Consider the following 24,407-nt stretch of genomic DNA (forward strand, 5'->3'; position numbering starts at 1 on the left):
AATGTAATTTCCGCTTTAGTTTACTTTCCGTAACGATCCGCGATCAGCTTGAATGCCGCACGGATGCCCTGGGCTTCGCCCCCAGTCGGGCGACCGGGGCGGTCGGAGGGGTTCCAGGCCATCAAATCAATATGCGCCCAGCTTTTCGCCCCGTCGGCAAAACGATCAAGGAACAGCGCGGCAATGATCGCCCCGCCAAACGGGCTGCCGGAAATGTTGTTCATGTCTGCTGCCTTGCTATCAAGCTGGCTGCGGTAATCCTCCCACAGCGGCAAACGCCACAGCGGATCATTTTCCTTAAGGCCCGTTTCCATCAATCCGTTTGCCAGATCATCATCATTGGAAAACAGGGCGGGCAGGCCAAGACCAAGGGCCACACGGGCAGCACCCGTCAGGGTGGCGAAATCAAGCAGCATCTCGGGGTCTTCCGATGCGGCCTCGGTCAGGGCATCGGCCAGAACAATGCGTCCTTCGGCATCGGTATTGCCAACCTCGACCGTAATCCCTTTACGTGTTTGCAAAATATCACTCGGGCGATAGGCACGGCCCGAAACCATGTTTTCAACCGCCGGGATCAGAACCCGCAACCGGACGGGCAAACCGGCCGCCATGATCATGCGCGCAAGACCCAAAACCTGTGCCGATCCCCCCATGTCCTTTTTCATCAGGATCATGTTGCTTGACGGTTTCAGGTCATACCCCCCGGTATCAAAACAGACCCCCTTGCCAACAAGGGTGATTTTGGGCGCGTTTTCATCGCCCCATTTAAGGTCAATCAGGCGCGGGTCACGTTCGCTGCCATGACCAACCGTGTGAATGGCCGGATAGTTCTGTTTGAGCAAATCTGATCCGACAATCGCACGGACGTTGGCGCCAAATTCCGCCCCAAGGCTTTTGGCCGCACCTTCAAGCTCGGCAGGCCCCATGTCATTGGCCGGCACATTGATCAAATCGCGCGCAAGTCCAATCCCACGCGCAATGTTTTCGGCCCGCGCAGCGGCGTCATTGTCATGCAGGGCAATTTTGGCGCGTTTGGCTTTTTTGCCGTCATCCTTGCGATACCGATCAAACCGGTAGCCGCCAAGATAAAGCCCAAGGGCGGCCTTTTCATAAAGTGCCCCATTGTCGCTGATGCTGTCAGAAAGGCCATAGGTGCCCTCCGCCAGATTGGCGGGCAATCCGGCGAAATCCCAGATCGCCTTGGCATCATCAACATATCCGATCAGAACCGATCCAACCGCCCCGTCCGACCCGGGCAAGGCCAAATGCGTGCCGCGCTTGGCCTCATACCCGTTGGCTTCAATCCATGCCTTGGTAGTGGCGGACTGATGTGAAAGCCAGCTTCCAAAGTCGCTTTCGGCAATCGGGGTGATGGTGATCGGGTTGGTGGTGTGGTCGCGGGTGATGATGTGATCGAACAATTTCGAACTTCCTTGTTGGTGGTCTGGGCTTGGTAATCTGGGCCTGGATCGCTGACAGCCTGATTTTCCCCTGACGGTGCAGGCTGCCAAAGCAGAACATCCAGAATATGTTACCTGATCTTACGGTTGCCATCGCGCAAGGGCAATTGACGAAACAAAACCCGACGATGACTGGCGTAATCAACGCTTTTCGATCCGCTTGAACATGGGCGGCGAAAAGCTGATAGTGACCCCCTTGCCAAAGCACAAAGGTCCCGATCCGCCATGGAAAAGCTTCCCGTTCTCTATATCGGCAATAAAAACTACTCATCCTGGTCGCTGCGCGCCTGGCTTGGCCTCAAAGTCGCAGGCATCGCCTTTGACGAAAAGCTTGTCCCGCTCTTAAGCGAAGAATGGCATGCCAAGGCCCCGGTCTTTTCACCAACTGCCAAGGTGCCGGCCTACTTTGACGGGCAAAAAACCATCTGGGAGGCGCTTGGCATTCTTGAATATATCGCTGATAGCAGGCCCGATACCATGCTCTGGCCGCTTGATATGGATGTGCGTGCCGTGGCGCGGTCGGTGTCACTTGAAATGCATGGCGGGTTTGGCCCGTTGCGGTCCCACATGCCGATGAATTGCCGCAAAAGCCTGCCCGGTCGGGGCCGTGCGCCGGATGTGGAAAAGGACATCGCCCGCATCACCGAAATTTTCAAAATGTGCCGCACCCAGTTCGGGCAGGGCGGGGACTTCCTGTTTGGTCACTTCTCTATTGCAGACGCAATGTTTGCACCGGTTGTTTCGCGTTTCAAAACCTACGATGTTACCCTTGATCCCATCGGCAATGCCTATATGGAAACCATTCTGGCCCTGCCGGAAATGAAGGACTGGTACGATGCCGCCGGGGCCGAGGAATGGGTGATGGATAATGTCGAATTGGACTAGTCGTGGCTGGACTGAGCGGAAAATTACCCGAAATTGATCCAATGGGCGGCGATGCGGCGCTTGACCGTTTGCTCGAAAACGTCCGCGCCTGCCGCATTTGCGCCGAAAGCCTCCCACTTGGTCCGCGTCCGGTGGTGCGCATGGCAAAACGGGCCCGCATCCTGATCATCGGGCAGGCCCCCGGCACGCGGGTGCATGAAACCGGTTTGCCGTGGAATGATGCTTCGGGGGATCGCTTGCGCGATTGGCTCGATATGCCGGTCGATGATTTTTATGATCCGGGGAAACTTGCCATCATGCCGATGGGCTTTTGTTATCCCGGCCGGTTTGAGCGCGGCGGGGATTTGCCGCCCCGCCCCGAATGTGCACCCGAATGGCATGATGCCCTGCGCGAACACCTGCCTGATATCGGCTTAACACTTTTGATCGGGCAATACGCCCAAGGATATTATCTTGGCACGCGCCGGTCGAGAACCATGACCGAAACCGTGCAGCGATTTGGCGAATTTCTGCCTGAAAACATCCTGCCCATGCCCCATCCAAGCTGGCGCAATACCGCATGGATGAAAAAGAATCCATGGTTTGAAAGCGATCTTCTGCCAGTCTTGCGCATGAAAGTGGCCGCTCTTTTAGGCGGGTGATTTTTATGTTCCAATGCTTCTTCGCCCCGACCGAAAACAAGGAGGCAAAAAGCATGAGCAAACTCGAAAAATCTGCAATCCAAACCGCCCTTAAAGACCTTCCCAACTGGGAACTTGCCGAAGACGGCCTGTCGATTGGCCGCGTCTATATGTTTGGTGATTTCAATTCCGCATTCGGCTTTATGACCCGTGTGGCGATGATGGCCGAAAAAATGGATCACCATCCCGAATGGTTCAATGTTTACAACAAGGTCGGCGTGACACTGACCACCCATGATGCCGGTGGAGTCACGCAAAAGGATATCGACCTTGCCACGTTCTGCGAAACCGTGGTCGACAAATAAACAGGCCAAGATCGCGCAAATGACGACAGCCGGTTACGAAATTGCCCTGCCGCTGGGGGAACGGCAGGGCATGAGGCAGCGGTATCTATGGCTGACCGTTTTTGCGGGACTATTTCGGTTCCAGCCGGACCGCGCCATCAATGCGAATGGTCTCGCCATTGATCATTTCATTTTCACAAATATGCATCGCCAGACGGCCATACTCATACGGATCGCCCAACCGTTTCGGGAACGGCGTATTGGCAGCCAGGCTTTCCTGAATCTCATCGGGCAGGCCCATCAGCATCGGCGTGCCAAACAGACCCGGCGCGATTGAGATCACCCGAACCCCATGGCGCGCCAACTCACGCGCCGCCGGAAGCGTAAGCGATGCCACCCCGCCCTTGGACGCGGCATAGGCGGCCTGTCCGATCTGCCCTTCAAAGGCCGCGATGGATGCGGTGTTGATAATCACCCCGCGCTCGCCGGACCCGGATGGATCGTTCTGGCTCATGGCGTTGGCTGTGACCCGCATCATGTTGAATGTGCCGATCAGATTGACCGAAATCACCTTGGAAAACGCGTCAAGATCAGCAGGGCCTTCGCGCCCGACAATGCGTTCGCCATGCACAATCCCCGCACAATTCACGGCAATCGTTGGGCGTCCGATGGTTTTGACGACCTCGGCAACGGCTGTTTCAACGCTTTGGGCATCTGAAACATCAACGCCAAAACCGACACCGCCAAGCTTTTCGGCGGTCGCCTTGGCCCCGTCTTCATTCAGATCAAAGGCAACAATACGCGCACCCGCACCTGCCAGCACCTCTGCCGTCGCTGCACCCAGACCGGATGCAGCCCCGGTGACAATGGCAATGGAACCCTTGATCTGCATGACGTGAAGCCTCCGCGATATCGATAATATGATTAATTGGTATTTATATACCAAATTATATCTTTATCGGGCAAGGTGCTTTCTGCCGTGTGAAATTGGATCGGAAATATCTGGATCGGAAATAGGTGCGCCACGAATTGTGGTGGTCGGCTTTCACACCTTGCTCTTGTCGTGCGGGTTAACGCCGCGAAACAGGCGGATCAAGATCACTGGCGGTGGATGAAAGGCCGCGTTTGATGCGGTTGGCTTCGCGGTTCAGCTTTGCCTCGCGCCGCGCAATATAAAGCGCGGATCCGACAATCAAGGCGGCACCGGGCACAAGCCAGATTTCCGGCACTTCACCAAACATCACCAGCGCGATCACCGAAACAAACGGCAGGCGCAGGTAATTGAACCCGATGACAAAGCTGTAATCATAAACCCGGAATGCATTGGTGTTGCCGATCTGGGTCAGGTTGGCCATAAACGCCCCCGCCACCATAAGCAAGATCGCCTCAAGGCTGGGGGGTTCCCAGACAAACAATGCCGGGATCAAGGTCATTGGCGTGGTCATCACCATCATATAAAGCAGGATGGTGGTCGGGTTTTCGGTCCGCGACAGGGATTTGATGGTAAGCCCCGCACTGGCCATGCAGATGGCCGCTGCAATCGGCAACAGGCTTGCCAGTTGCACCGTGTCATCCCCCGGACGGATGATGACCAAAACCCCGCAAAAACCGACAAAAAGGGCGGCAATTCGGTATTTTCGGATTTTCTCGCCCAGAAAAATCGCCGCCAAAAGGGTACCAAATAGCGGCACGGTAAAGTTAAGCGCGGTGGCCTCGGCCAAGGGCATATAGGCAATGGCCGAAAACCAGAAGCTCATCGCCCCCATCGACAAAACCGCGCGCAGGCAAAACATCGGAAAACGTTTGGTCTTAAGCGGGACCAGACCGGCTCTAAGTGCCAGTGGTGCGATGAACAGAAGGCCAAAGAAATTGCGAAAAAACACCGCCTGAAGCGGGTGAATATGTTCGGTCGCAAGGCGCACAAACACCGAAAAGATCGCCGCACTGATCGACGCCATCAGGCCAAAGGCGGTTGCCTGCAAATAGGGTGGCAGACCATTAAACCAGTCACGCATCGGGTTTGTCCTTTGCGCTGTCATCACGATCAATCGGGGTGATGGGGATTGCTTGCGGGTCGGCAGGCGCTGTGGTGGGTGTTCGAAGTTGCGCCTTGGCCCTTTTCGCCAGAACCGCCTCGCGCCGGGCGATATACAAAGACGATCCGATAATCAAACCCGCCCCGGCCCACGTCCAGAAATCAACCACCTCGCCAAACATGACATAGGCCAATGCCGCGACAAACGGCAGGCGCAGGAAATCAAAGATCATCACATAGGACTGATCGGCCGTGCGATAGGCCCGCACCAGCAATTGCTGCCCCGCCGTTCCGGTGACCGCGATCACCAACAGAATGAACATCTGCCAAACGCTCGGCCCCTGCCAGTATATCAGGGCCGGGATCAGCGACAGCGGCGTCATGATCAGCCCCATCCACGTCACAATGGCGTTGGCACTTTCGGTTCGCGACAGCATTTTGACCGTGGTCATCGCGCAGGCCATGAAAACGGTCGCGCCAAGGGCAAGGATCGCGCCGGTCTCAAAACTTTGACCGAACGGACGGATCACGATCATCGCGCCGACAAAGCCAATCGCGATCGCACTCCAGCGTCGTGCACGCACGGTTTCGCGCACGACTACGGCAGCAAGAATCGTGGTCAGGATCGGCAGGGTAAAGTTGATTGCAATGACTTGGGCTGCCGGGGTCAGCGCCAGGGCTGTGAAAATGCACGACATCGCCCCGAAACCAAGTACACCGCGTAGGAAATGCAGTTTGAATCGCTCTGTCTTTAATCCGCTCCGCCCGTGGCGCACCATCCACGGCACCATCGGCAACAAGCCAAACAGGTTACGGAAAAACGATGCCTCAAACGGATGCAGGTCTGCGGTGACATAGCGGATGAAAACCGCCATCACCGCAAAACACATTGCAGCGCTGATCATCAGCAGGGCACCCATAAGGGCTGCATTGTCGGCGGAGGGGCGAGGTAAAATCATTACTCGTAAAGGTTTACGCAGCTATCCGGAAAAAATCCAGCCTCACGAAAGAGATATTGTATGGTTGTGACGCATGGCAGCCCCGGCAAATATGGGGAACGGTTCGCGCTCTGCGGTTTTTCGTGTAAGATCCGCCGTCGACAGGAATCCATCAGGGGGAAGATAAATGGATGCTATTGATCGCAAATTGATCGATATCCTGCAGGAAGACGCGTCACTGTCCTATTCGGTTCTCGGAACCAAGGTCGGTTTGTCGGTTTCTGCAGTGAATGATCGCGTGCGCAAACTGCGTGAACAGGGGATCATTCAGGCGTATCGCATTGCTGTGGACCCGCACGCCATTGGTCGGGCGTTAACCGCAATGGTCTGGCTGCGCACCGACCCGGCCAAGGGCAACAAGAAGCTGGTCAAATCATTGATCAAGGCGGACGAAGTTCTGGAATGTCACCACATGACCGGGCGCTTTGATTTCCTTGTCAAACTGCGCCTGCGCGATACTGCTCATCTCGAAAGTTTCATTTCCGATACCATCAAGGAAATGCAGGGTGTTGTCGAAGTTTTGCCAGAAATTGCCCTGTCGACTTCAAAAGAAACCATGTTTGTTCCGGCACAATCGGAATCAGACTGATCAATTTTCAGAGCAAAGCCGAAATTTGATAATTTTTCGGGGATGATGGCATTGCCAGTCATCATTTCCTAAGTATCTGATGTGATATTGTTTTGTGAGAAGCCAACCGAACCCAAACTAACGCCCTAGGACAGGAGCCCCAACATGATTGAATCGATGAATCTGGTAATCCTGATTGCATCGATTCTGGTGGTGGTTGCTGTTTTCACCAGCCTGGTCAGCTTCCGGGTCGGCGCGCCCTTGCTGCTGGTCTTTCTGTTTGTCGGTCTGGGGGCTGGCGAGGACGGTATCGGCGGCATCATGTTTGACAATGCGCCGCTGGCCTATTTTATCGGCTCCATCGCGCTTGCCCTGATCCTGTTTGACAGTGGCTTTGAAACCCAGCTTCGAACGTTAAAAATCGCCGCCGGGCCTTCGCTGGTTCTGGCAACCTTCGGGGTGGTGATCACCACGGGCGTCATCGGCGGGGTGACCTGGCTGGTGCTTGATGTGCCGTGGCTGGTGGCTCTTTTGTTCGGGGCGATTGTCAGTTCGACCGATGCGGCGGCGGTGTTTTTCCTGTTGCGGGTCGGGGGCATAAATCTGCGTGATCGCACGCGCAGCACGCTTGAAGTTGAATCCGGCTCCAACGACCCGATGGCAGTGTTTCTGACCATATCCCTGGTCGAACTGATCATTCTGGGTGGGGGCGAAAATATCGCGCTTGAACTGTTGCAGCGCTTCGTTCTGCAGATCGGTCTGGGCGGGATTTTCGGTTTGGCAGGCGGTTATGCGCTGGTCTGGATGATCAACCGGGTCAAGCTCGAACCGGGTCTGGTGCCGATCATTACCATTGCGCTTGCGCTTTCGCTGTTTGGCGCCACCAGCATTCTTGGTGGCAGCGGGTTCTTGGCGGTCTATGTCGCAGGCCTCTATGCCGGCAACAGCAAAATGCAAATGAGCGTCGGTGTCCGGCGCTTTCAGCATGTCACCACCTGGCTTGCCCAGATCGCCATGTTTGTCACCCTTGGTCTGCTTGCGACCCCGTCGGAATTTGGCGATGTCATTATTCCCGGTGTGATTCTGGCACTGGTTCTGGTGTTTGTCGCCCGTCCGGTCGCGGTCTGGCTGTGCCTGATGTTTTTCAATTTCTCGCGCAATGACACGGCGTTTATTTCCTGGGTCGGGTTGCGCGGGGCGGTATCGATCCTGCTGGCCATTGTGCCAATGGTCGAAGGCGTGCCCGAAGGGCAGCTTTTGTTTAACACTGCCTTTATCGTCGTGATCACCTCGCTTTTGCTCCAGGGCTGGACCATTCGCAGGGTCGCCAAATGGCTTGGCATCATTGTGCCGACGCGCCATGGTCCGGTGGACCGTATTGATCTGGAACTGCCCGGCAATGCCAATCAGGAAGTCGTTGTTTACCGCGTCCATGAACAAAGTGCGGTGGCCACCGGACAACGCATCCCCCGTTGGGCGCGGCCCAGTCTGATTTTGCGCGACGGGGCGTCGCTTCGCCCGCATTCTGCGGGGCCGATTCAGGCCGGTGACCGGGTCTATATCATTACCCCGCCGCGCCATGTCGAACTGCTTGATCAGTTGTTTGCGGGCCCGGCCGAAGGGGCCAATGACGTCGAACTGTTTGGCGATTTCAGCTTCCCGCCCGATACCATGATTGCCGATATCGGTCGGCTTTATGGCTTTGCCGTTGATGAAAAAGATATCGAACTAAGCGCTGCTGACATTCTCAAACGCGATCTGGCGGGCGACGTCGAACTTGGCGACCGGTTGCCCTATGGCACGGTGGAATTGATTGTGCGCCGAACCGATGACGAACATGGGGTGATCGAAGTCGGCCTTGCGGTTGAACAGCAAACAACCCAACCCAAACGCCGCATTCCGATCTTCCAGTCGCGCAGCGAATTACTTGCAATCTGGAAAGACTGGCAAAAACGCAAACGTGCGCAAAAGAACGCCCTCCTGAACCCCCCGGCGACCATACCCGACGCGCTTGATGCGCCCGAAAATCAAGGCTCCGAAAATCAAGACCCCGAAGAACAGGGTCCGGAAAGTCAAAACGGGCGGGAAACTGATGAGGTGGTGGCCAATCAGTCACAGCCACAGGATGATGTGCCGCCAAAGGACAAACCATCAAAGGCATCCGATTGATCAGGGTTCTGACCCTAGCCTGTCTAATGCCGGGATTAAAAATGCTGGTTTGGGGGCATCGCGAAACTGCCCTAAATTATCGATTGTTACACACAGGTTGTCTGCCTGTGCCGGGTCATCGGGCCCCAGAATTGACGGAGAATAAAGATGAATGGTGCAGCCTATTTCGAGCGCATGGCGCAATATAATATCTGGGCCAATGGCCATGCCTATGACGCCTGTGCCAAGCTGCCCCAATCTGAGCTCATCGCACCCCGGACGGCCTTCTTTCCGTCGATTTTGCGCACGCTGAACCATCTTGTTGTTGCCGATCAATTGTGGATGGGCCGGCTTTTGGGCACCCCGGTTACCATGGCACTTGATACCGTGCTTTATGAAAACTTTGATGAATTGCGCACTGCACGTCATGAACAGGATCAGGTGATCCTTGAGTTCACCCGTGGCCTGACAGACAGCGATGTCACATCGGACCTGACCTATCAGTCGGTTTCCGCCGGGGCCTATACCATGCCGCGCGATCTGATACTGGCGCATATGTTTAACCATCAGACCCACCATCGCGGGCAGCTTTCCAACATGCTGCTTGAAGCCGGATCTGGTCCGCTTGAAATCGATCTGATTTACTATGGGCGGGAACAATTGTGATGATTGATCTGCTTGTTGCCTATACGCCGTTTCTGATTGCGGCCCTTTTGCTCAATATCTCGCCCGGGCCGGACATGGCCTATATTGTCGGGCAAACGGCCGTTCATGGTCGCAAGATTGGATTGTTTTCCAGTTTGGGCGTGATTTCGGGCGCATTTGTCCATGTTCTGGCAGCCACCTTTGGCCTGTCGGCCATCCTTGCGACATCGGCACTGGCCTTTGCCATCGTCAAATGGGTTGGGGTGGCCTATCTGGTTTGGTTGGGGATTGGCGCTTTGCGCAGCAGTTTTGCCCGCAAGGACCAGCAGGCAGACGAATCTGAACCGAAATCGGACATCACCATTCCACGCAAATCCATCACCGCCTTTGTTGCCTGGCGACAGGGGGTGATGATTGATGTGCTCAATCCCAAGGTCGCGATTTTCTTCATGGCCTTTTTGCCGCAATTTGTTGATCCCGCCATGGGCAATGCCGGGCTTCAATTTCTGGTGCTTGGCCTGATGGTGCTTTTGATCGCATTTCTGGTCGAAGGCATGCTGGTCATTGCCGTTGCATCGGCCGCAGTCCGGATAAAGGGCCGTCAACGCCTGGGGGCCTGGCTGCATCGTGCGCTTGGTGCCATGTTCATCGCACTTGGCATTCGCCTTGCGCTCAGCCAGCAATAGAATCCGTGTCTGTTCTCTCCCCGCCTGACCCGCGCCGTTCTTAGGATTTTTTGGCCAGATAGCGCACCAGTGCCTGTGATGCCGGGGCGGCGGAAATGCCGTGTGCGACGATGCTGATACAGATGATCATGGTGCCCGCCGCGATCAGGGGTTCGAACTCTTTGGGGTCAATCATGGTCGCCATGATCAGCATGTAAATCACCGATGCAATGCCGCGTGGCCCGAACCAGCCGATATAAAGTTTCTCGCCAAAGCTATAGGGGCTGCCGATCATGCAGACCCATACGCAAATCGGGCGCAGCAGTACAAGGCTTGTGACCGAGAACACCAGCATCGGCCAGGTCCAGCTATCAAACACGGCCGGCACAATGATCAGGCCAAAGACAAAGAACGTCAGCATGGTCAGAAGCTCTGACTCGGCCTCGCCAAAGCTTTCGATCGTATCGCGCACCTTCTCGCTTGAGATATTAAGCGCAAGGCCCCCCGCAAAGGCCGCAACAAATCCGTTGCCGCCAAGCTCTTCTGTCAGAAGGAAGATGAAAAGGGCGGCCAAAACGCCAAGCAACCGTTCAAACCGATCGACAATGGTATCGCGGATCACCGCATGGTTGACGGCCTTGCCAAGGACAACGCCGCAAAGGACCCCGACACCGGCCCCAATGGAAATTTCAAAGATGGCATCCTTGATCCAGCCGTCGCCGCCGTTGCCCAGAAGATCGGCTTCAAGCATGACCGCCGTGGTAAAGACCGGCAAAACCAGCCCGTCATTCAGCCCGCTTTCAATATTGATGCCCTGGCGCACCGGTTCGGGCACGCCCTTGTTTTCCAGAACCGGACGGCCAAGGGCGGCATCGGTCGGGCTGACAATCAGCGCAAGGATAAGTGCGGGTACAAGTCCAACTGTTGGATCAAGTCCGACAATAAAGGCCCATGTCACCCCGATGGTCAGCGGCAAGCCAACCAGAAGCAACCGCGTGGCAATTCTGCGCGCCGGGTTTTCCTTGCGATAATCAAGGACGGCTGCATCAAGAAACAAAATGATCGCCAGCGTCATCTCGGCAAAGGCGGTGGCAAAATGAATGCTGCCCGAAAGCGCATCAAGCGGCGCGCCATGCCAGATGCCAAGCGGCAGGGCAACCAGCAATCCGGCCAGCAACATCATCATCGGCGAGGATATGTTGCGCCGTTGCAGGCGCCGTGACTGCAACCCGTACACCAGCCCCGATCCCAGAAACAGGATGATCACCCACTCGAACATCGCACGGTCCAACTTGTTGCCAATTCAGATGATTTTGCCTCAAAGAGGATAAATCACCAAATGGTTCAGTCACATGCCTTGGGCATATTGCTTTGTGCAAACGACGCGGTGATCAGGCAATCGCCTTTTGCAAAACCGCCAAGCCTTCCTGATGGCAACGCGTATCGCCACTGGCAATCACCAAATCCCCACTGTCGATCGTAAGGCTTTTACCGTTCCAGTCGGTAATCACCCCGCCAGCCCCTTCAATCACCGGAACAGCGGCACAAAAATCATAAGGCTGCAGATTGGATTCCACCAGGACATCGCCAAACCCCATGGCAATCAGGCCATAGCCGTATGAATCAATGCCGTAAATTGGTTGCTTGGCAGAGCTAAAGGCCGCTTCATATCCGGCAATTGCCTTTTCTTCGATGAAAAGATCCGGGCCTGTGGTGAAAATGGTGGCGTCTTTCAGGTGTGCGCATGCGCGCGCTGTGACCACTTTGTCGTTCAAGGTCGTTGGTTGCCCCTCGATCCCGATCCAGCGTTCATCCAAAATCGCCTGATCAATCACCCCTAAAATCGGTTTGCCATTCTGACACAGCGAAATCAGGGTGTTGAAGCTGGGCTTGCCGGTGATGAATGATTTGGTGCCGTCAATCGGATCAAGGATCCAGACGTACTCGGCATCAAGGTTTTCCGGGCCGTATTCCTCGCCCAGAATGCCATGATCGGGCAGTTCGGCATTGATCAGATCGCGCATGGTGCGTTCAATCGCCCGGTCGGCATCGGTCACAAGGCTGGCATCCCCCTTCTCGTCAATCGCAAGCGGCTTGCGGAAATAGCTTTGCAAAACCGGGCGCGCGGCATCCGCCAGTTTGTGGGCCATGGCAAGAAACGGGTGACTGTTGATCATGGGATTTCCTGTGTCGGGCAAGGGAGTTGGTCGCGGGACATAGGGCGAAGGTTACGCCATCGCCGCCTTGATCGTGGTCAGAACATCCTGATGGCAGCGCGCATCGCCACTGGCAATCACGTCGCCCCGGCTATCCATGGTAAGTGCGGTGCCCGACCAATCGGTCACGACGCCACCGGCCCCTTCAACAACGGGCACAAGCGCACAAAAATCATAAGCCTGAAGCCCTATTTCCACCACCGTATCGGCCAGGCCAAGTGCGGTCAGGCCATAGGCATAGGCATCCACGCCATACATCGGCACCCGGCATTTTTCCGCAATCGCCGCATAGGCCTTTTGCGAGTCCCCGGTGAACAATTCCGGCGCGGTGGTGAAAAATGTGGCGCGGTCAAGGTCTTCGCATTCGCGCGCACTGATTTCCACGCCATTCATGGTGCTGGCCTGCCCCATAACACCGACCCAGCGTTCATCGGTAATCGCCTGATCAATCACGCCCAAAACAGGTTTGCCGTTATGGCAAAGCGCAATCAGGGTCGCAAAGCTTGGCTTGCCGGAAATGAATGATTTGGTGCCATCAATCGGATCAAGCACCCAGACATATTCCGCATCCGTATTTTCACGTCCGTGTTCCTCGCCAAGAATGCCGTGATCGGGCAATTCGGCATTGAGGATATCGCGCATGGTGCGTTCGACTTCCCGATCGGCAATCGTGACCGGACTGTCATCGGCCTTCACATCCACGGCCACCGGAGTGCGGTAATATTTGCGCACAACAGGGCGCGCGGCATCGGCCAATTTGTGGGCGATTTCCAGAAATGGGTCGAGATTTTCCATAAAAATGCGTTCCTGCAGGCAGTGGGGGCGGATGTGATCTGGGCGGTAATATTTCCGCTTTGGCCCGATAAGGCAAGGTCTGCATACGCAAACAGGGGACAGTTTCCTGTCCCCTGTAAAATCAATCTCTGATCAGAAACAACTGGTCAGGTTTGAATAAGCTTACTGCGCGACCGCTTCTTCAACAGCATCGGCTGCGCCATCAACAGCTTCTTCCGCCGCGTTGGCGGCTTCAACTGCTGCCGGATCCGGAAGCGCAAGCGGATTGTCTGACTTGCTGTTGAGCCATGCAATCACAGCTGCACGGTCAGATGCCTTCTTAAGGCCGCCAAAGCTCATCTTCGTGCCATCGATATAGTCACGCGGCTTGTAAAGGAACTCGTTCAGCTCTTCAAAGCCCCAGGTGCCGCCATGGTTGGCGATGCCATCGGAATAAGAGAAGTCCCCAACGTGGCCAAACGCCGCACCAACAACACCATAAAGGTTCGGGCCGGTTTTGTTCGGACCGCCTTTTTCAGCTTCGTGGCAAGATGCGCACTTTTTGAATACTTTTTCACCCTGACCAAGGTCAGCAGATGCCAACATCGCCAGAATCGGTTCCGGACCCGCCGGTGCGGCCGGTGCCGCAGCAGGGGCATTTGCTCCCGCCAGTACGTCTTCGGAGAACGGATACACCGGTGCTTCAAGTTCATCGGGATGAACCAGCGCGTTGCCGATCTTGCCGACAACAACTACCAAAAGCACGGCGCAAATGACTCCGGCGACGATCTTGTTGATTTCCATCGTGTTCATGACGGGACCCCGTTACAGCCTAATCACTCTCAGGTTTCTCAATTATAATATATTTACGCAGTTTGCCCAAAAGCCCCAAGCAGTTCTCATCAATGAGCAACTCACACGTAACCGCTGGCAAAACTGGTCGCAGGGAAACTATACGTTTCAGCGATTTGCATCAACCTTTCTTAAACACCAAGGCGAAAGCAGATGCTTTAAAACTTTCGTCTAGGGCCAAAACCCATGCATATGATCGCACCGGTCATGGCAATAAGTTTTTACCCTGCTGCCCGATGAAAGGCGATTCCGTCTTTCATCTGTGCCCCAAAACCGGCTAATGTCGCGCCGTTTTAGGGTCAGAACCTGTTTGTTTAATATGTCCTGATCCGGATGTTTTGTGCCATCGCTTGCCTGAACCGTGCTTTGCGCAAGATCAAATACAAGATCAAAATACAGGGCGTTTATGCCTGACCGGAGCTTGAAAATGTCGACGCCACGCAATCCCGTTGTTGTTATCCCTGCCCGCATGGCCTCTATGCGCCTGCCCAACAAGCCGCTGGCTGACATCTGTGGGGAACCCATGATCGTACAGGTCTGGCGCCGCGCGCTCGAAGCGGGAATCGGCCCGGTACTTGTCGCCTGCGCCGAACAGGAAATTGCCGATGCGGTCACTGCAGCGGGCGGCATCGCGGTTCTGACCGATCCCGATTTGCCAAGTGGCTCGGACCGGGTGCATCAGGCGCTCGAAACGTTTGATCCGGATGGCAAATATGATGCGGTGGTCAATGTGCAGGGCGATTTGCCCACCATCGATGCCGCAGACATCCGTGCCGTGTTTGAACCGCTTGCCGATCCCGATGTCGATATCGCGACCCTTGCTGCGGAAATCAAACGCGACGAAGAACGCAACAACCCCAATGTGGTCAAGGCGGTCGCGGCTTTTGGCACCGGGCGGGTCGCACGTGCGCTTTATTTCACCCGCGCAACCGCCCCTTATGGCGATGGGCCGCTCTATCATCACATCGGCCTTTATACCTATCGCCGTGCTGCTCTTGATCGCTTTGTTTCGCTGCCGCCTGCCGAACTGGAACAACGCGAAAAGCTCGAACAGCTGCGCGCGCTTGAAAACGGTATGGTGATCGCGGTCGCCCTGGTCGATGGTGTGCCGCTGGGTGTCGATACCCCCGAAGACCTTGAACGCGCACGACTTGTCTTGGGCGCGTAATTGGGGTTTTCTATCTGGCCGCATCGAAAAGGGGTGCGGCTCTATAACAAGTCTTTACGAACACGTCAGGAAACAGCCAGATGACTGCGCAACAAAGGATCGCTTTTCAGGGGATGCACGGTGCCTATTCCGATCAGGCAGCCCGTCGCGCCTTTCCGGGGGCCGCGACTGTTCCCTACAGAACCTTTGAAGGCGCCTTTAGCGCATTGGAAAATGGCGATGTCGATCTGGCGGTAATCCCGATTGACAACACGCTGGCCGGGCGTGTGGCCGATGTGCACCACATCCTGCCGGAATCGGGTGTGCATATTATCGGTGAAACCTTCCTGCGCATTAACCATGCACTGGTTGCGGTACCGGGCACCAAGATCGAAGACATCAAGGAAATCCACAGCCACGTCCATGCGCTCGGCCAATGCCGCAAAATCCGCAAGGAACTTGGCGTAAATGCCGTGGTTGGTCCTGATACCGCAGGCTGTGCCAAGGAAGTCGCTGATCGCGGTGATAAATCAATTGCTGCCATCGCCCCGGCCCTGGCGGCCGAGATTTATGGTCTTGATATCCTGCGCACCGAGGTCGAAGACGCCGCCCATAACACCACGCGCTTTATTGTCCTCGCGCGCGAACCGCTCAATATTGCCAATGACGGCACCCCGGTGGTGACAAGCTTTGTCTTTCGTGTGCGCAACGTGGCCGCCGCCCTTTATAAGGCACTGGGCGGTTTTGCCACCAATGGCATCAATATGACCAAGCTTGAAAGCTATATGGTCGAAGGCCACTTCACCGCGACCCAGTTCTTTGCCGAAGTCGAAGCCCACCCCGAACAGCTTGGCCTGCGCCATGCACTGGAAGAACTGCAATTCTTCTCGCATGAGGTCCGCATTCTTGGCGTTTATCCCGCACATTCTTTCCGCAAGGAAAACAACCTTCCGGCGGAATAGGCGTTTTCAGTCTTTAGTCGCGGGCAGATGCTGTTTCGGTTTCACGCCATTTCAGCATCCATGTGCGTACCTGATCGCAGGCCGCCTGGTTTTTGCCGTCACGCGGGCTGACCAGATAAAAGTCGCGTGTCCCGCGCAGGACATGACCAAAGGGTTGCACCAGCCGACCGGCGGCTAAATCCTGTTCGACCAGAAACCGACTGGCAAGCGCAATGCCTTGCCCGGACAAGGCGGCATCAATCGCCAGTGCCGTCTGGTTCAGCCGCACATTTTTGGGCGGGTCCGGGGTTTCATGCCCGAACACGGTTTTCAGATATTCCGGCCACAGATTGTGCGAGTCGTGAATAAGAACCAGCCGGTCAAGATCGCCAACGTTCAACCGGTCGGGGAAATTGCTCAGAAGCCCCGGGCTGCAAATCGCAACAATATCCTGTTTGAACAGCAAATCGGCCAGAAGCCCGGCTGCAAAGCTCGAACTGGTTTGGCGCACCGCCAGATCGACACCGTCAGAATGAAAATTTGATGCCTTTTCCGTTGCGACGATGCGCAATTCGATTTGCGGGTTCTCGGCTGCGAAATCCGATAGGCGCGGGATCAGCCATTTGGCCGCAAATGTTGGTGTGGTGCTGATGGTCAGATGCGTCGCCTGCGGCTGAAGTGTCCGGGTGGCCGTATGCATGATGGCAAACGCCCGGCTGATTTCTGCGTGATAGCGATGCCCGTTTCCGGTGAGAGCCAATGTGCGCGGCAACCGGTCAAACAGTTTCAGCCCAAGATAGGCCTCCAGGCCACGTATATGCTGGGCCACGGCCCCTTGAGTCACGCCAAGTTCTTCTGCCGCAATCCGGAAATTCAAATGACGTCCCGCCGCATCAAAGGCACGCAGGGCATTTAACGGCGGGAGCGGTTTGTCTGAGTCATTTATCAATAGTTTTTCTACACCATCAACGTCGAAATTCTGATTGGTCGAAATTGCAATCACCCCATATCCTAAGTGTAACAGAGTTTCCCGATGCGACAATCTCGCAGATAAAAGGAGTCGTCATGACAGTAGAAAAAGTAGCCCTGATCACCGCAGGCGGTAGCGGTATGGGTGCGGATGCCGCACGTAAATTGGCTGACGATGGCTACAAGGTCGCCATCCTGTCCTCGTCGGGCAAGGGCGAAGCCCTGGCCGCCGAGCTTGGCGGGATCGGTGTGACCGGCTCGAACCAGTCAAATGATGATCTGCAAAAGCTGGTCGATCTGGCGATGGAAAAATGGGGCCGGATTGATGTGCTGGTCAATTCCGCCGGGCATGGCCCGCGCAAGGCGGTGCTGGATCTGACCGATGATGATTGGCACACCGGCATGGATGTTTATTTCCTCAATGCCGTGCGTCCGGCCCGGATGGTAACCCCGATCATGCAAAAGCAGGGCGGTGGCGTGATCATCAATATCTCGACCTTTGCGGCCTTTGAGCCCGATCCGGTATTTCCGACATCTGGCGTTTTCCGTGCCGGGCTTGCGGCCTTTACCAAACTGTTTGCCGATAAATATGCGCCTGAGAACATCCGTATGAACAATGTTCTTCCCGGCTTTATCGACAGTCTGCCCGAAACCGATGAACGTCGTGACCGGGTGCCGATGGGACGCTACGGCAAAAGCGAGGAAATCGCCGCCACCATTGCTTTCCTTGCCTCTGACGGGGCAGGCTATATTACCGGTCAGAACCTTCGCGTGGATGGCGGCATCACCCGCTCCGTCTGATCAGATAATCTTGCACCTATCCCGGTTTGACCGGTAGCCAACCTTAAAAATGACAGGCAATGCCGTTTGTTTGGCGTTGCCTGTTTGGGTGTGATCGCATCTTGTTTTATCGACGATGATGCGGGATCAAACCATTTGATAAGAACAGTCTGTGAAATGAAAACAATTGCCTATTTTGCCTTTGTCTTGCTCGGTGTGATCTGGGGAAGCAACTTCATCTTCATGAAATGGGCAGCCGAATACATTACCCCGCAACAAGTTGCCTTTTTGCGGGTGGTCTTCGGGTTTATACCGTTATTGGTTTTTGCTGTGATCCGTGGCGAAATCCGCCTTCGTGATATGCGCCATATCCATCATTTCGTGGTGATGGCGCTGTTGGCGACGGCAATTTACTATTTCGCCTTTGCCAAGGGGGCGGCACTTTTGCTTTCGAGTGTCGCCGGAATGCTCAGCGGTGCCATTCCGCTTTTCACTTTTGTAACTGCCTTGCTGTTCCTGCGCGAAGAACGGTCGACACCCAAATCGCTCACCGGGTTGGCTTTGGGCTTTGCCGGGGTCGTTCTGATTGCCCGTCCCTGGCAGCTTGATGGTGCCCAGATGGCAGATGGCGGGGTCAGTCTGGTCGGTACGGCCTATATGGTTGCCGGGGCGCTTAGTGTCGGTTGTTCATTTGTTTATGCCCGCAAATTCATAACGCCACTCAAACTGTCTGCGGTGTCACTTTCGACTTATCAGATTGGTATCGCGACGCTGATCTTTGCCGTCGCCACGGATTACACAAACATCGACCTCGTGTTTTCCGATCCAAAAGCCGCTTGGGGGCTTGTGGTCGGGCTGGGCATTCTGGGCACCGGCCTGGCATATATTCTGTATTATTTCATTGTTGCGAAGCTCGGTGCCATGGCGGCTTCGGGGGTGACCTATCTGCCGCCATTGGTGGCAATGGCGGTCGGGGGCGTTCTGGTCGGGGAACCGATTGCCATGCTTGATGTCTTTGCAATGATTGCGATTTTGATTGGTGTCTTCCTGCAACAAACGGGCAAACGGATTGTCCCTGTCTCAAAAAAAGGTGTCTGAAAATCAGGTTGCCTTATCTGGGGATGGCAAAAGCCATCAGGGGGCAGTTTCGGGGACTGATGAACAAAGACAAAAGGCCGGACATTGGAATGTCCGGCCTTTCTTTTTCATTGTGGCGAAAAAAGCGGCTTAGCTTTCAGCCTGCTTTTTCAAATCACCCGAGAAACGCTGAATGATCTGGCTCAGCTCGGCCGAACGATCGGAAAGTTCGGCCGAGGCCGATTTCAGTTCTTCCGCATCTTCGGTCGTGCGTTGTGCATTCGTCATCGTCTCATCAACGCTATAGGAAATCTGTTTCACGCCATCCGCACTGCGATTCGCATTGCCCGAGATTTCCTGTGTTGCTGCACCTTGCTGTTCAATGGCGGCTGCAATCGCGGTGGAGGCCCCGCGCACCTGTTCGATGGTTTCCGAAACACGTGAAATGCCGGTTACAGCGCGTTCGGTGCCATCAACGATATCGTTGATCTGGGCCGCGATCTCGTCGGTTGCCTTTGCTGTCTGTGTGGCAAGGTTCTTGACCTCGTTGGCAACAACAGCAAAGCCTTTCCCGGCTTCGCCCGCACGGGCGGCTTCGATGGTGGCATTCAGTGCAAGCAGATTGGTTTGACCGGCAATGTCATTGATCAGACCAATGATTTCCTTGATCTTTTCTACCGTCTCGGACAGGCCAGCGACATCGTTTGATGCGCTCTGGCTTTCATCGGTTGCCCGTTCGACCGTATTGGACATCTGCGAAATCTGGACATTGATTTCCGTGATTGACGATGACAGCTCCTCGGTGGCGGCTGCAACCGCATCGACATTTTCTGAAACGCTTCCTGCTGCCGTTGCCGCTTGCTGGCTCTGTCCGAGAATACCGTCGGCATTATGGGCCATGCTGATCGCCAGATCATTGCTGCGTGCAACCGAACTGTTAAGTGCGCTGGCAATGCTGCCGACTCCCGTTTCGAGTTTTTCGGCAATCGAACGGATACTCGCGCGTCGTTCTTCTTCTGCCTTTTGTTTTTGAACCGCGGCATCGGCTTCAAGTTGCTGGGCCTGTGCCGACTTGTCACGCAGGGCAAGAATCCCGCTTGCCATATCGTTGATTTCAACGAATCGGGACTCGGTTTCGACCGCAGTCTTGTAATCACCATCGGCAATGGCGCGGATGCTGTCGTTAAGCTGCACGATGCTGCGGGTTATGCGCGTACCCACAAGCCAGGACAAAACCCCGGCAATGACAATCGCGATGAATGAAATAATGGCGATGTTCTGAATGACAGAGGCAAATTCTGACGCGACATCATCCATATATACACCGGCACCCATGGCCCAGTTCCATTCAGGGATCGGGCGCACATAGGCGGCCTTTTCGATCAGCCTGTCGCCTTCGCCGGGTTTTTTGGTTTCATAGGTAATAATGCCGCCACCGTCCTTGGCGGTTTTGACAATCATAGTGCGGACTTTGCTGTCCGGGTTGCATTTGCCAACATCTTCCGGGCTTAGCGGGTCAAGCACCATGCAGTGGCTGTAATCGGTGGCATAGATATAGTTTTCACCGTCAAAGCGATATTGATCAAGAATGCCAAGGGCCGCAGCCTGGGCCTCCTCGACAGTCATTTCACCGTTTTGGGCTTTCGAAATATAGGTATTAACAATCGAAACCGCGCCTTCGGTCAGGTGCGAAATCTGTTCATATTTCGCGGTGCGCAGGCTGGATTGATAATTCAGCGCGACAGTGAAAATGATCGCAAGCAAGGTCAAAAGGCAAATTGCCGGGATTGAAAAAATCCCTGTTACAACACGAAACCGCATGGTTATCCCCTTATAAGCGATTGTGACGTCTATGTTATTAGCAACCTATGGGCGTTAAATTGGTTAACGATTCAGGATATTTTTCCGTTTACGGCGTTTTTGCATGGCTGATGGGCGTCGGCTTTGATTGACTTATTGTTCAGGCACCTGTATCACCCGGCTCATTCCTTCGCTTGCAAAGACAGAATCAGCTGTCAGGAACTGTATGAAAAGGCGAGGGCGGCTCTGGCGTGATGACGTTGGGGCCTCACATCATTTGCCTCTCATGCAGGGTCCGACGCAGTGGCTGTTCTTTGCCGCGCACCGGTCTTGACTGCGTTTTGAGCAGGCTCACCAGGCGTTAACATGTCGCCGACCGGATAAACGAAGGACTTTCCTTTATGACCGATTTTAATGGGCTCAACCTTATCGAGCCCCTGCTGCGTAATGTTGAAGCTACCGGTTTCACGGCGCCGACCGAAATTCAGGCCGCCACGATCCCGGCCCTTCTCGAAGGCAAGGACCTGATGGGTATTTCCCATACGGGTGGCGGTAAAACAGCCGCATTCTGCCTTCCGTTGCTGCAGCGCCTTGCTGAAAATCCGCAACGTCCCAAGCCGGGTCAGCCGCGCGCAGTCATTCTTGCGCCGACCCGCGAACTGGCAACCCAGATTGGCCAGTGCCTGCGTGATTTCAAAAAAGGCATCCGCCTGTTTTCTTCTGTTGTCTTTGGCGGCTCCCCGATGGGCCCGCAGATTCAGGAACTGCGCCGTGGCGTTGATATCCTGGTTGCGACCCCGGGCCGTCTGCTTGACCACATGTCGCGTAACACGGTGCGTTTCGACGATGTCGAAGTCTTCATCCTTGATGAAGCTGACCGTATGCTCGACATGGGCTTCTCCGAAGATGTTCTGACCGTTGCTGAATTGCTGCCGAACAATCACCAGACGGTGATGTTCTCGGCAACCATGCCGGCCGAAGTCAAACATCTGACCGACCGTCTTCTCAAAGACCCGGTCAAGGTTGAAACCGCACCGCAGGCAAGTGTCACCGAACGTGTGACCCAGGTTGGCATGTTCGTGAAACGTCACGACAAGACCAAGCTTCTGGTTCAGATTCTCAACCGTGATGACACCGACCGCGTTCTGGTCTTTACCAAAACCAAGGCCGATGCCGACGAACTGTCGTTCCAGCTGCGCGATGAAGGCATTGATAGCGATGCCATCCATGGCGACAAACAGCAACGCATCCGTCAGAAAATCCTGCGCAACTTCCGCAATGGCCGTTTCCCGGTGCTGATTGCGACCGATGTCGCTGCACGTGGTATCGACGTTCCGGGCATTACCCACGTTGTGAACTATGATCTGCCCCAAGATGCGGACAGCTACGTTCACCGTATCGGTCGTACCGGTCGTGGCAGTGCCGAAGGTATCGCAATTTCGTTCTGTGAACCGCGCGACATTCGTTTGCTGCGCAACATCGAACGCCTGATCAAACAGGATGTCGCTATCGACGAAGATCACGAATTCCATGCAGCACCCCCGCCCCGTTCATTCGGTGGCGGTGGTCGCGGTCGTGGTGGCCGTGACGGTGGTCGTGGCTTCGGCGGCGGCGGTCGCGGTGGTTTTGGCGGCCGTGATGGTGGTCGTGGTCGTGGTGGCTTCGGCGGTGGTCGTGATGGCGGTCGCGATGGTGCCCGTGGCGATTCCCGTGACGGTGGTCGCGGTCGTGGTTTCGGCGGCCCGCGTGATGGTGGCCGTGATGGCGCCCGCGTAGAAGGTGATCGCGCTGCACGCAGTTTCGGTGGTCGTGACGGTGCGCGTGGCGACAGTCGCGATGGTGCACGTCGTGATTTCAATGATCGTCCGCGTCGTGATGGCGGTGATTTCCGCAAACCGCGCTTTGACAATGATGACCGCGCACCGCGTGGCGATCGTGAAGAGCGCAATGGTGGTGGCCGTGGTGGCAACTTCCGCCCCCGTGGTGAAGGTGGCAACCGTGATCAGCGCGACGGCGGCAACCGCGACGAGCGTCGCTTTGCAGACAAGCCGCGTGGTGGTGGCAACTTCCGTGGCCGTGATGGCGGTCGCGATGGGGGCCGTGATGGTGCGCGTCGTGACTTCAATGACCGTCCGCGTCGTACCGAAGGCCGCAACGAAAACCGGGGTGGCAATCAGGGCATGAAGCGTCGCTCTGCCTAACACCATATGACCGGCAGTTTGGCCCTTTGGGCCGGGCTGCTGTCGCCAGATGATTTTCAGAAGAGCCGGTTGTATCAAACCGGCTCTTTTGCTTTTTGACGTGCTTTGATGCCGCGACGTCTATAACATTCGGTTAGAATATTTTCGGATTTCCTATTCTTAAGGTGGATGTTTCGCTGCGCCACACCACATCTAAAGTGGTCTGCATTTCAGATTTGGACTGAAAGGAAAGTTTACCTTCATGAAGGTGATGAAGATCATCCTGACTGCGGCACTGTCATGGGCGTTTGGCGCTGCTGGCGCATCTGCCCAGCACGGCGCAGGGGATTTTACGCTGAATGCGGATGGATCGCGTGACTGCACTCAGTTGCTGGCGTCGGGCAATCCGGACTACCCGCCTTATCTTTGGATCTCAAAAGACGGACGCACTCTTGAAGGTGCGGCAGCGGACTTTCTTGCCCGCGTTGGCGAGCGTGCCGGTATTGATATCAAAGTGATCAATGCCGGTAACTGGGGCCGTGTGCAGCACAATATGCGCGAAGGCACGCTTGATCTGATTGCCGGGGCCTTCTTTACCTTGCCGCGTCTGGAATACATGGATTATTTCTACCCGCCGTTTCAGGGAACGCGCACGGTCATCTGGACGCGTGACAATCTTGATCTGAAGTATCAGCGATGGTCCGACCTGAAAGGTATCGGGGGCCTTACCGTAATCAACAACAGTTTTGGTCAGGCCTTTGACAGTTACGCAGAAGAAAACCTGTCGATTACCGAAGTGCCCAGTCTTGCACAGGGGCTTGGTATGCTGGCTCGCAGCCGGGCGGAATATCTAATCTACGAAGAATTCCCCGGCAAGGCATACGCGGCCCGCGAAGGCATTACCAATATCCGCAGCTACGGCACCCCGGTCAGCGAGGAAGACCTTCATCTCACCATGTCGCACAAATCGGCCTGCAATACCGGCGAGTTGCGCGGCAAGATTGCACGTGCCGTGTTCGAACTGGTAAGCGAAAACGCGATGCAAGAAATGCTCGAAGCCAATATCGAGCGCTGGGGTGACAACACCAACTAGGCTGTCTGTTCTTTGACGCCGTCTTCATCGGAGGCACCTTTTCGCGCGCCAGCCCCCCGTTTCCCCGTTTCGCTGTCTCGCTGTCTCGCCGCCAACCTGGCCTCAGTCTCACTGTCGGCCGCCCCTTGGTCATGTCGGCCCAAGCAGGTTTTCAGCGCCGGAAACATGCGGTCGTTGGCTGTTCATCCCATGGCTTTTGCAAGCTTTCGG

The 24,407-nt window shown here is 55.5% G+C and carries 23 protein-coding genes; 13 read left to right on the forward strand and 10 right to left on the reverse strand.

Annotation, left to right across the window (positions count from 1 at the left end):
* Window positions 1-20: 20 nt before the first annotated feature.
* Window positions 21-1,421, reverse strand: a complete 1,401-nt coding sequence (locus JF44_RS0119175) for a leucyl aminopeptidase family protein (protein ID WP_052066053.1) — start codon at window positions 1,419-1,421, stop codon at window positions 21-23.
* 264 nt (window positions 1,422-1,685) lie between these two features.
* Here JF44_RS0119175 and JF44_RS0119180 point away from each other — a divergent pair, with 264 nt between their 5' ends.
* Genes JF44_RS0119180 through JF44_RS0119190 form a run of 3 tightly spaced genes read left to right on the forward strand, consistent with a single transcriptional unit; the run spans window position 1,686 to window position 3,330 of the window.
* A complete protein-coding gene (locus JF44_RS0119180; protein WP_033070490.1) occupies window positions 1,686-2,345 on the forward strand; it encodes a glutathione S-transferase family protein in 660 nt (219 codons plus the stop codon).
* 2 nt (window positions 2,346-2,347) lie between these two features.
* The gene (locus JF44_RS0119185; protein WP_156111724.1) at window positions 2,348-2,986 is read left to right on the forward strand and encodes a uracil-DNA glycosylase family protein; all 639 of its coding nucleotides are present in this window, start codon (window positions 2,348-2,350) and stop codon (window positions 2,984-2,986) included.
* Window positions 2,987-3,039: 53 nt separating this feature from the next.
* Window positions 3,040-3,330: a 4a-hydroxytetrahydrobiopterin dehydratase gene (locus JF44_RS0119190; RefSeq protein ID WP_033070727.1), complete on the forward strand. Its 291-nt coding sequence runs from the start codon at window positions 3,040-3,042 to the stop codon at window positions 3,328-3,330.
* A 109-nt stretch (window positions 3,331-3,439) separates the two neighbouring features.
* Here the strand turns inward: JF44_RS0119190 and JF44_RS0119195 are convergent, their stop codons facing one another.
* The 3 genes from JF44_RS0119195 to JF44_RS0119205 form a co-directional block, all read right to left on the reverse strand.
* On the reverse strand, window positions 3,440-4,201 hold the full coding sequence (locus JF44_RS0119195) for an SDR family NAD(P)-dependent oxidoreductase (protein ID WP_033070492.1): 762 nt from the start codon (window positions 4,199-4,201) through the stop codon (window positions 3,440-3,442).
* 178 nt (window positions 4,202-4,379) lie between these two features.
* Entirely contained in the window at window positions 4,380-5,324 is a 945-nt protein-coding gene (locus JF44_RS0119200; protein ID WP_033070493.1) for a DMT family transporter, read from the reverse strand.
* Window positions 5,317-6,303, reverse strand: coding sequence for a DMT family transporter (locus tag JF44_RS0119205; protein ID WP_052066054.1), 987 nt, complete (start codon window positions 6,301-6,303; stop codon window positions 5,317-5,319). Before JF44_RS0119205 ends, JF44_RS0119200 begins: the two co-directional genes overlap by 8 nt.
* 166 nt (window positions 6,304-6,469) lie before the next feature.
* Here JF44_RS0119205 and JF44_RS0119210 point away from each other — a divergent pair, with 166 nt between their 5' ends.
* From JF44_RS0119210 to JF44_RS0119225, 4 genes are all read left to right on the forward strand, one after another.
* On the forward strand, window positions 6,470-6,931 hold the full coding sequence (locus tag JF44_RS0119210) for an Lrp/AsnC family transcriptional regulator (RefSeq protein ID WP_033070494.1): 462 nt from the start codon (window positions 6,470-6,472) through the stop codon (window positions 6,929-6,931).
* 144 nt (window positions 6,932-7,075) lie between these two features.
* The gene (locus JF44_RS0119215) at window positions 7,076-9,079 is read left to right on the forward strand and encodes a potassium/proton antiporter (protein ID WP_081944508.1); all 2,004 of its coding nucleotides are present in this window, start codon (window positions 7,076-7,078) and stop codon (window positions 9,077-9,079) included.
* Window positions 9,080-9,226: 147 nt separating this feature from the next.
* Window positions 9,227-9,724 carry a DinB family protein gene (locus JF44_RS0119220; RefSeq protein ID WP_033070495.1) on the forward strand — a complete coding sequence of 166 codons (498 nt, stop codon included), beginning with the start codon at window positions 9,227-9,229 and terminating at the stop codon, window positions 9,722-9,724.
* The gene (locus JF44_RS0119225; protein ID WP_033070496.1) at window positions 9,724-10,389 is read left to right on the forward strand and encodes a LysE family translocator; all 666 of its coding nucleotides are present in this window, start codon (window positions 9,724-9,726) and stop codon (window positions 10,387-10,389) included. The genes JF44_RS0119220 and JF44_RS0119225 overlap by 1 nt, the downstream gene beginning before the upstream one ends.
* Before the next feature lie 40 nt (window positions 10,390-10,429).
* On the opposite strand, the gene JF44_RS0119230 is transcribed toward JF44_RS0119225, so the two are convergent.
* From JF44_RS0119230 to JF44_RS0119245, 4 genes are all read right to left on the reverse strand, one after another.
* On the reverse strand, window positions 10,430-11,647 hold the full coding sequence (locus tag JF44_RS0119230; RefSeq protein WP_033070497.1) for a cation:proton antiporter: 1,218 nt from the start codon (window positions 11,645-11,647) through the stop codon (window positions 10,430-10,432).
* 112 nt (window positions 11,648-11,759) lie between these two features.
* A complete protein-coding gene (locus JF44_RS0119235; protein ID WP_033070498.1) occupies window positions 11,760-12,545 on the reverse strand; it encodes an inositol monophosphatase family protein in 786 nt (261 codons plus the stop codon).
* 51 nt (window positions 12,546-12,596) lie between these two features.
* A complete protein-coding gene (gene hisN, locus JF44_RS0119240) occupies window positions 12,597-13,379 on the reverse strand; it encodes a histidinol-phosphatase (protein ID WP_033070499.1) in 783 nt (260 codons plus the stop codon).
* Window positions 13,380-13,541: 162 nt separating this feature from the next.
* Window positions 13,542-14,171, reverse strand: coding sequence for a c-type cytochrome (locus JF44_RS0119245; RefSeq protein ID WP_081944509.1), 630 nt, complete (start codon window positions 14,169-14,171; stop codon window positions 13,542-13,544).
* A gap of 466 nt (window positions 14,172-14,637) precedes the next feature.
* Here JF44_RS0119245 and JF44_RS0119260 point away from each other — a divergent pair, with 466 nt between their 5' ends.
* The gene (locus JF44_RS0119260; RefSeq protein ID WP_033070502.1) at window positions 14,638-15,378 is read left to right on the forward strand and encodes a 3-deoxy-manno-octulosonate cytidylyltransferase; all 741 of its coding nucleotides are present in this window, start codon (window positions 14,638-14,640) and stop codon (window positions 15,376-15,378) included.
* A gap of 80 nt (window positions 15,379-15,458) precedes the next feature.
* Window positions 15,459-16,319, forward strand: coding sequence for a prephenate dehydratase (locus JF44_RS0119265; RefSeq protein WP_033070503.1), 861 nt, complete (start codon window positions 15,459-15,461; stop codon window positions 16,317-16,319).
* Window positions 16,320-16,332: 13 nt separating this feature from the next.
* On the opposite strand, the gene JF44_RS0119270 is transcribed toward JF44_RS0119265, so the two are convergent.
* Window positions 16,333-17,301: a LysR substrate-binding domain-containing protein gene (locus JF44_RS0119270; protein ID WP_238318512.1), complete on the reverse strand. Its 969-nt coding sequence runs from the start codon at window positions 17,299-17,301 to the stop codon at window positions 16,333-16,335.
* A gap of 62 nt (window positions 17,302-17,363) precedes the next feature.
* Here JF44_RS0119270 and JF44_RS0119275 point away from each other — a divergent pair, with 62 nt between their 5' ends.
* Both JF44_RS0119275 and JF44_RS0119280 read left to right on the forward strand, forming a co-directional pair.
* Window positions 17,364-18,068 carry an SDR family oxidoreductase gene (locus JF44_RS0119275; protein WP_033070504.1) on the forward strand — a complete coding sequence of 235 codons (705 nt, stop codon included), beginning with the start codon at window positions 17,364-17,366 and terminating at the stop codon, window positions 18,066-18,068.
* Window positions 18,069-18,224: 156 nt separating this feature from the next.
* Window positions 18,225-19,145 (forward strand): DMT family transporter, encoded by a 921-nt coding sequence (locus JF44_RS0119280; protein ID WP_033070505.1) that lies wholly within the window; start codon window positions 18,225-18,227, stop codon window positions 19,143-19,145.
* Between the two features lie 129 nt (window positions 19,146-19,274).
* On the opposite strand, the gene JF44_RS0119285 is transcribed toward JF44_RS0119280, so the two are convergent.
* Entirely contained in the window at window positions 19,275-20,945 is a 1,671-nt protein-coding gene (locus JF44_RS0119285) for a methyl-accepting chemotaxis protein (protein WP_033070506.1), read from the reverse strand.
* 380 nt (window positions 20,946-21,325) lie between these two features.
* On the opposite strand from JF44_RS0119285, the gene JF44_RS0119290 reads away from it, so the two are divergent.
* Together JF44_RS0119290 and JF44_RS0119295 are read left to right on the forward strand one after the other, a co-directional pair.
* Window positions 21,326-23,125, forward strand: a complete 1,800-nt coding sequence (locus tag JF44_RS0119290; protein ID WP_033070507.1) for a DEAD/DEAH box helicase — start codon at window positions 21,326-21,328, stop codon at window positions 23,123-23,125.
* Between the two features lie 241 nt (window positions 23,126-23,366).
* Window positions 23,367-24,197: a substrate-binding periplasmic protein gene (locus tag JF44_RS0119295; protein WP_081944510.1), complete on the forward strand. Its 831-nt coding sequence runs from the start codon at window positions 23,367-23,369 to the stop codon at window positions 24,195-24,197.
* Window positions 24,198-24,407: the final 210 nt, after the last annotated feature.

It is taken from the genome of Thalassospira australica (genome assembly GCF_000763295.1).
Classification (GTDB): Bacteria; Pseudomonadota; Alphaproteobacteria; order Rhodospirillales; family Thalassospiraceae; genus Thalassospira; species Thalassospira australica.

Coding starts and splice junctions, on each gene's coding strand:
- JF44_RS0119180 (WP_033070490.1), top strand. CDS start 1,686: ATGGAAAAGCTTCCCGTTCTCTATATCGGCAATAAAAACTACTCATCC.
- JF44_RS0119190 (WP_033070727.1), top strand. CDS start 3,040: ATGAGCAAACTCGAAAAATCTGCAATCCAAACCGCCCTTAAAGACCTT.
- JF44_RS0119195 (WP_033070492.1), bottom strand. CDS start 4,201: ATGCAGATCAAGGGTTCCATTGCCATTGTCACCGGGGCTGCATCCGGT.
- JF44_RS0119200 (WP_033070493.1), bottom strand. CDS start 5,324: ATGCGTGACTGGTTTAATGGTCTGCCACCCTATTTGCAGGCAACCGCC.
- JF44_RS0119205 (WP_052066054.1), bottom strand. CDS start 6,303: ATGATTTTACCTCGCCCCTCCGCCGACAATGCAGCCCTTATGGGTGCC.
- JF44_RS0119210 (WP_033070494.1), top strand. CDS start 6,470: ATGGATGCTATTGATCGCAAATTGATCGATATCCTGCAGGAAGACGCG.
- JF44_RS0119215 (WP_081944508.1), top strand. CDS start 7,076: ATGATTGAATCGATGAATCTGGTAATCCTGATTGCATCGATTCTGGTG.
- JF44_RS0119220 (WP_033070495.1), top strand. CDS start 9,227: ATGAATGGTGCAGCCTATTTCGAGCGCATGGCGCAATATAATATCTGG.
- JF44_RS0119225 (WP_033070496.1), top strand. CDS start 9,724: ATGATTGATCTGCTTGTTGCCTATACGCCGTTTCTGATTGCGGCCCTT.
- JF44_RS0119230 (WP_033070497.1), bottom strand. CDS start 11,647: ATGTTCGAGTGGGTGATCATCCTGTTTCTGGGATCGGGGCTGGTGTAC.
- JF44_RS0119235 (WP_033070498.1), bottom strand. CDS start 12,545: ATGATCAACAGTCACCCGTTTCTTGCCATGGCCCACAAACTGGCGGAT.
- hisN (WP_033070499.1), bottom strand. CDS start 13,379: ATGGAAAATCTCGACCCATTTCTGGAAATCGCCCACAAATTGGCCGAT.
- JF44_RS0119245 (WP_081944509.1), bottom strand. CDS start 14,171: ATGAACACGATGGAAATCAACAAGATCGTCGCCGGAGTCATTTGCGCC.
- JF44_RS0119260 (WP_033070502.1), top strand. CDS start 14,638: ATGTCGACGCCACGCAATCCCGTTGTTGTTATCCCTGCCCGCATGGCC.
- JF44_RS0119265 (WP_033070503.1), top strand. CDS start 15,459: ATGACTGCGCAACAAAGGATCGCTTTTCAGGGGATGCACGGTGCCTAT.
- JF44_RS0119275 (WP_033070504.1), top strand. CDS start 17,364: ATGACAGTAGAAAAAGTAGCCCTGATCACCGCAGGCGGTAGCGGTATG.
- JF44_RS0119280 (WP_033070505.1), top strand. CDS start 18,225: ATGAAAACAATTGCCTATTTTGCCTTTGTCTTGCTCGGTGTGATCTGG.
- JF44_RS0119285 (WP_033070506.1), bottom strand. CDS start 20,945: ATGCGGTTTCGTGTTGTAACAGGGATTTTTTCAATCCCGGCAATTTGC.
- JF44_RS0119290 (WP_033070507.1), top strand. CDS start 21,326: ATGACCGATTTTAATGGGCTCAACCTTATCGAGCCCCTGCTGCGTAAT.
- JF44_RS0119295 (WP_081944510.1), top strand. CDS start 23,367: ATGAAGGTGATGAAGATCATCCTGACTGCGGCACTGTCATGGGCGTTT.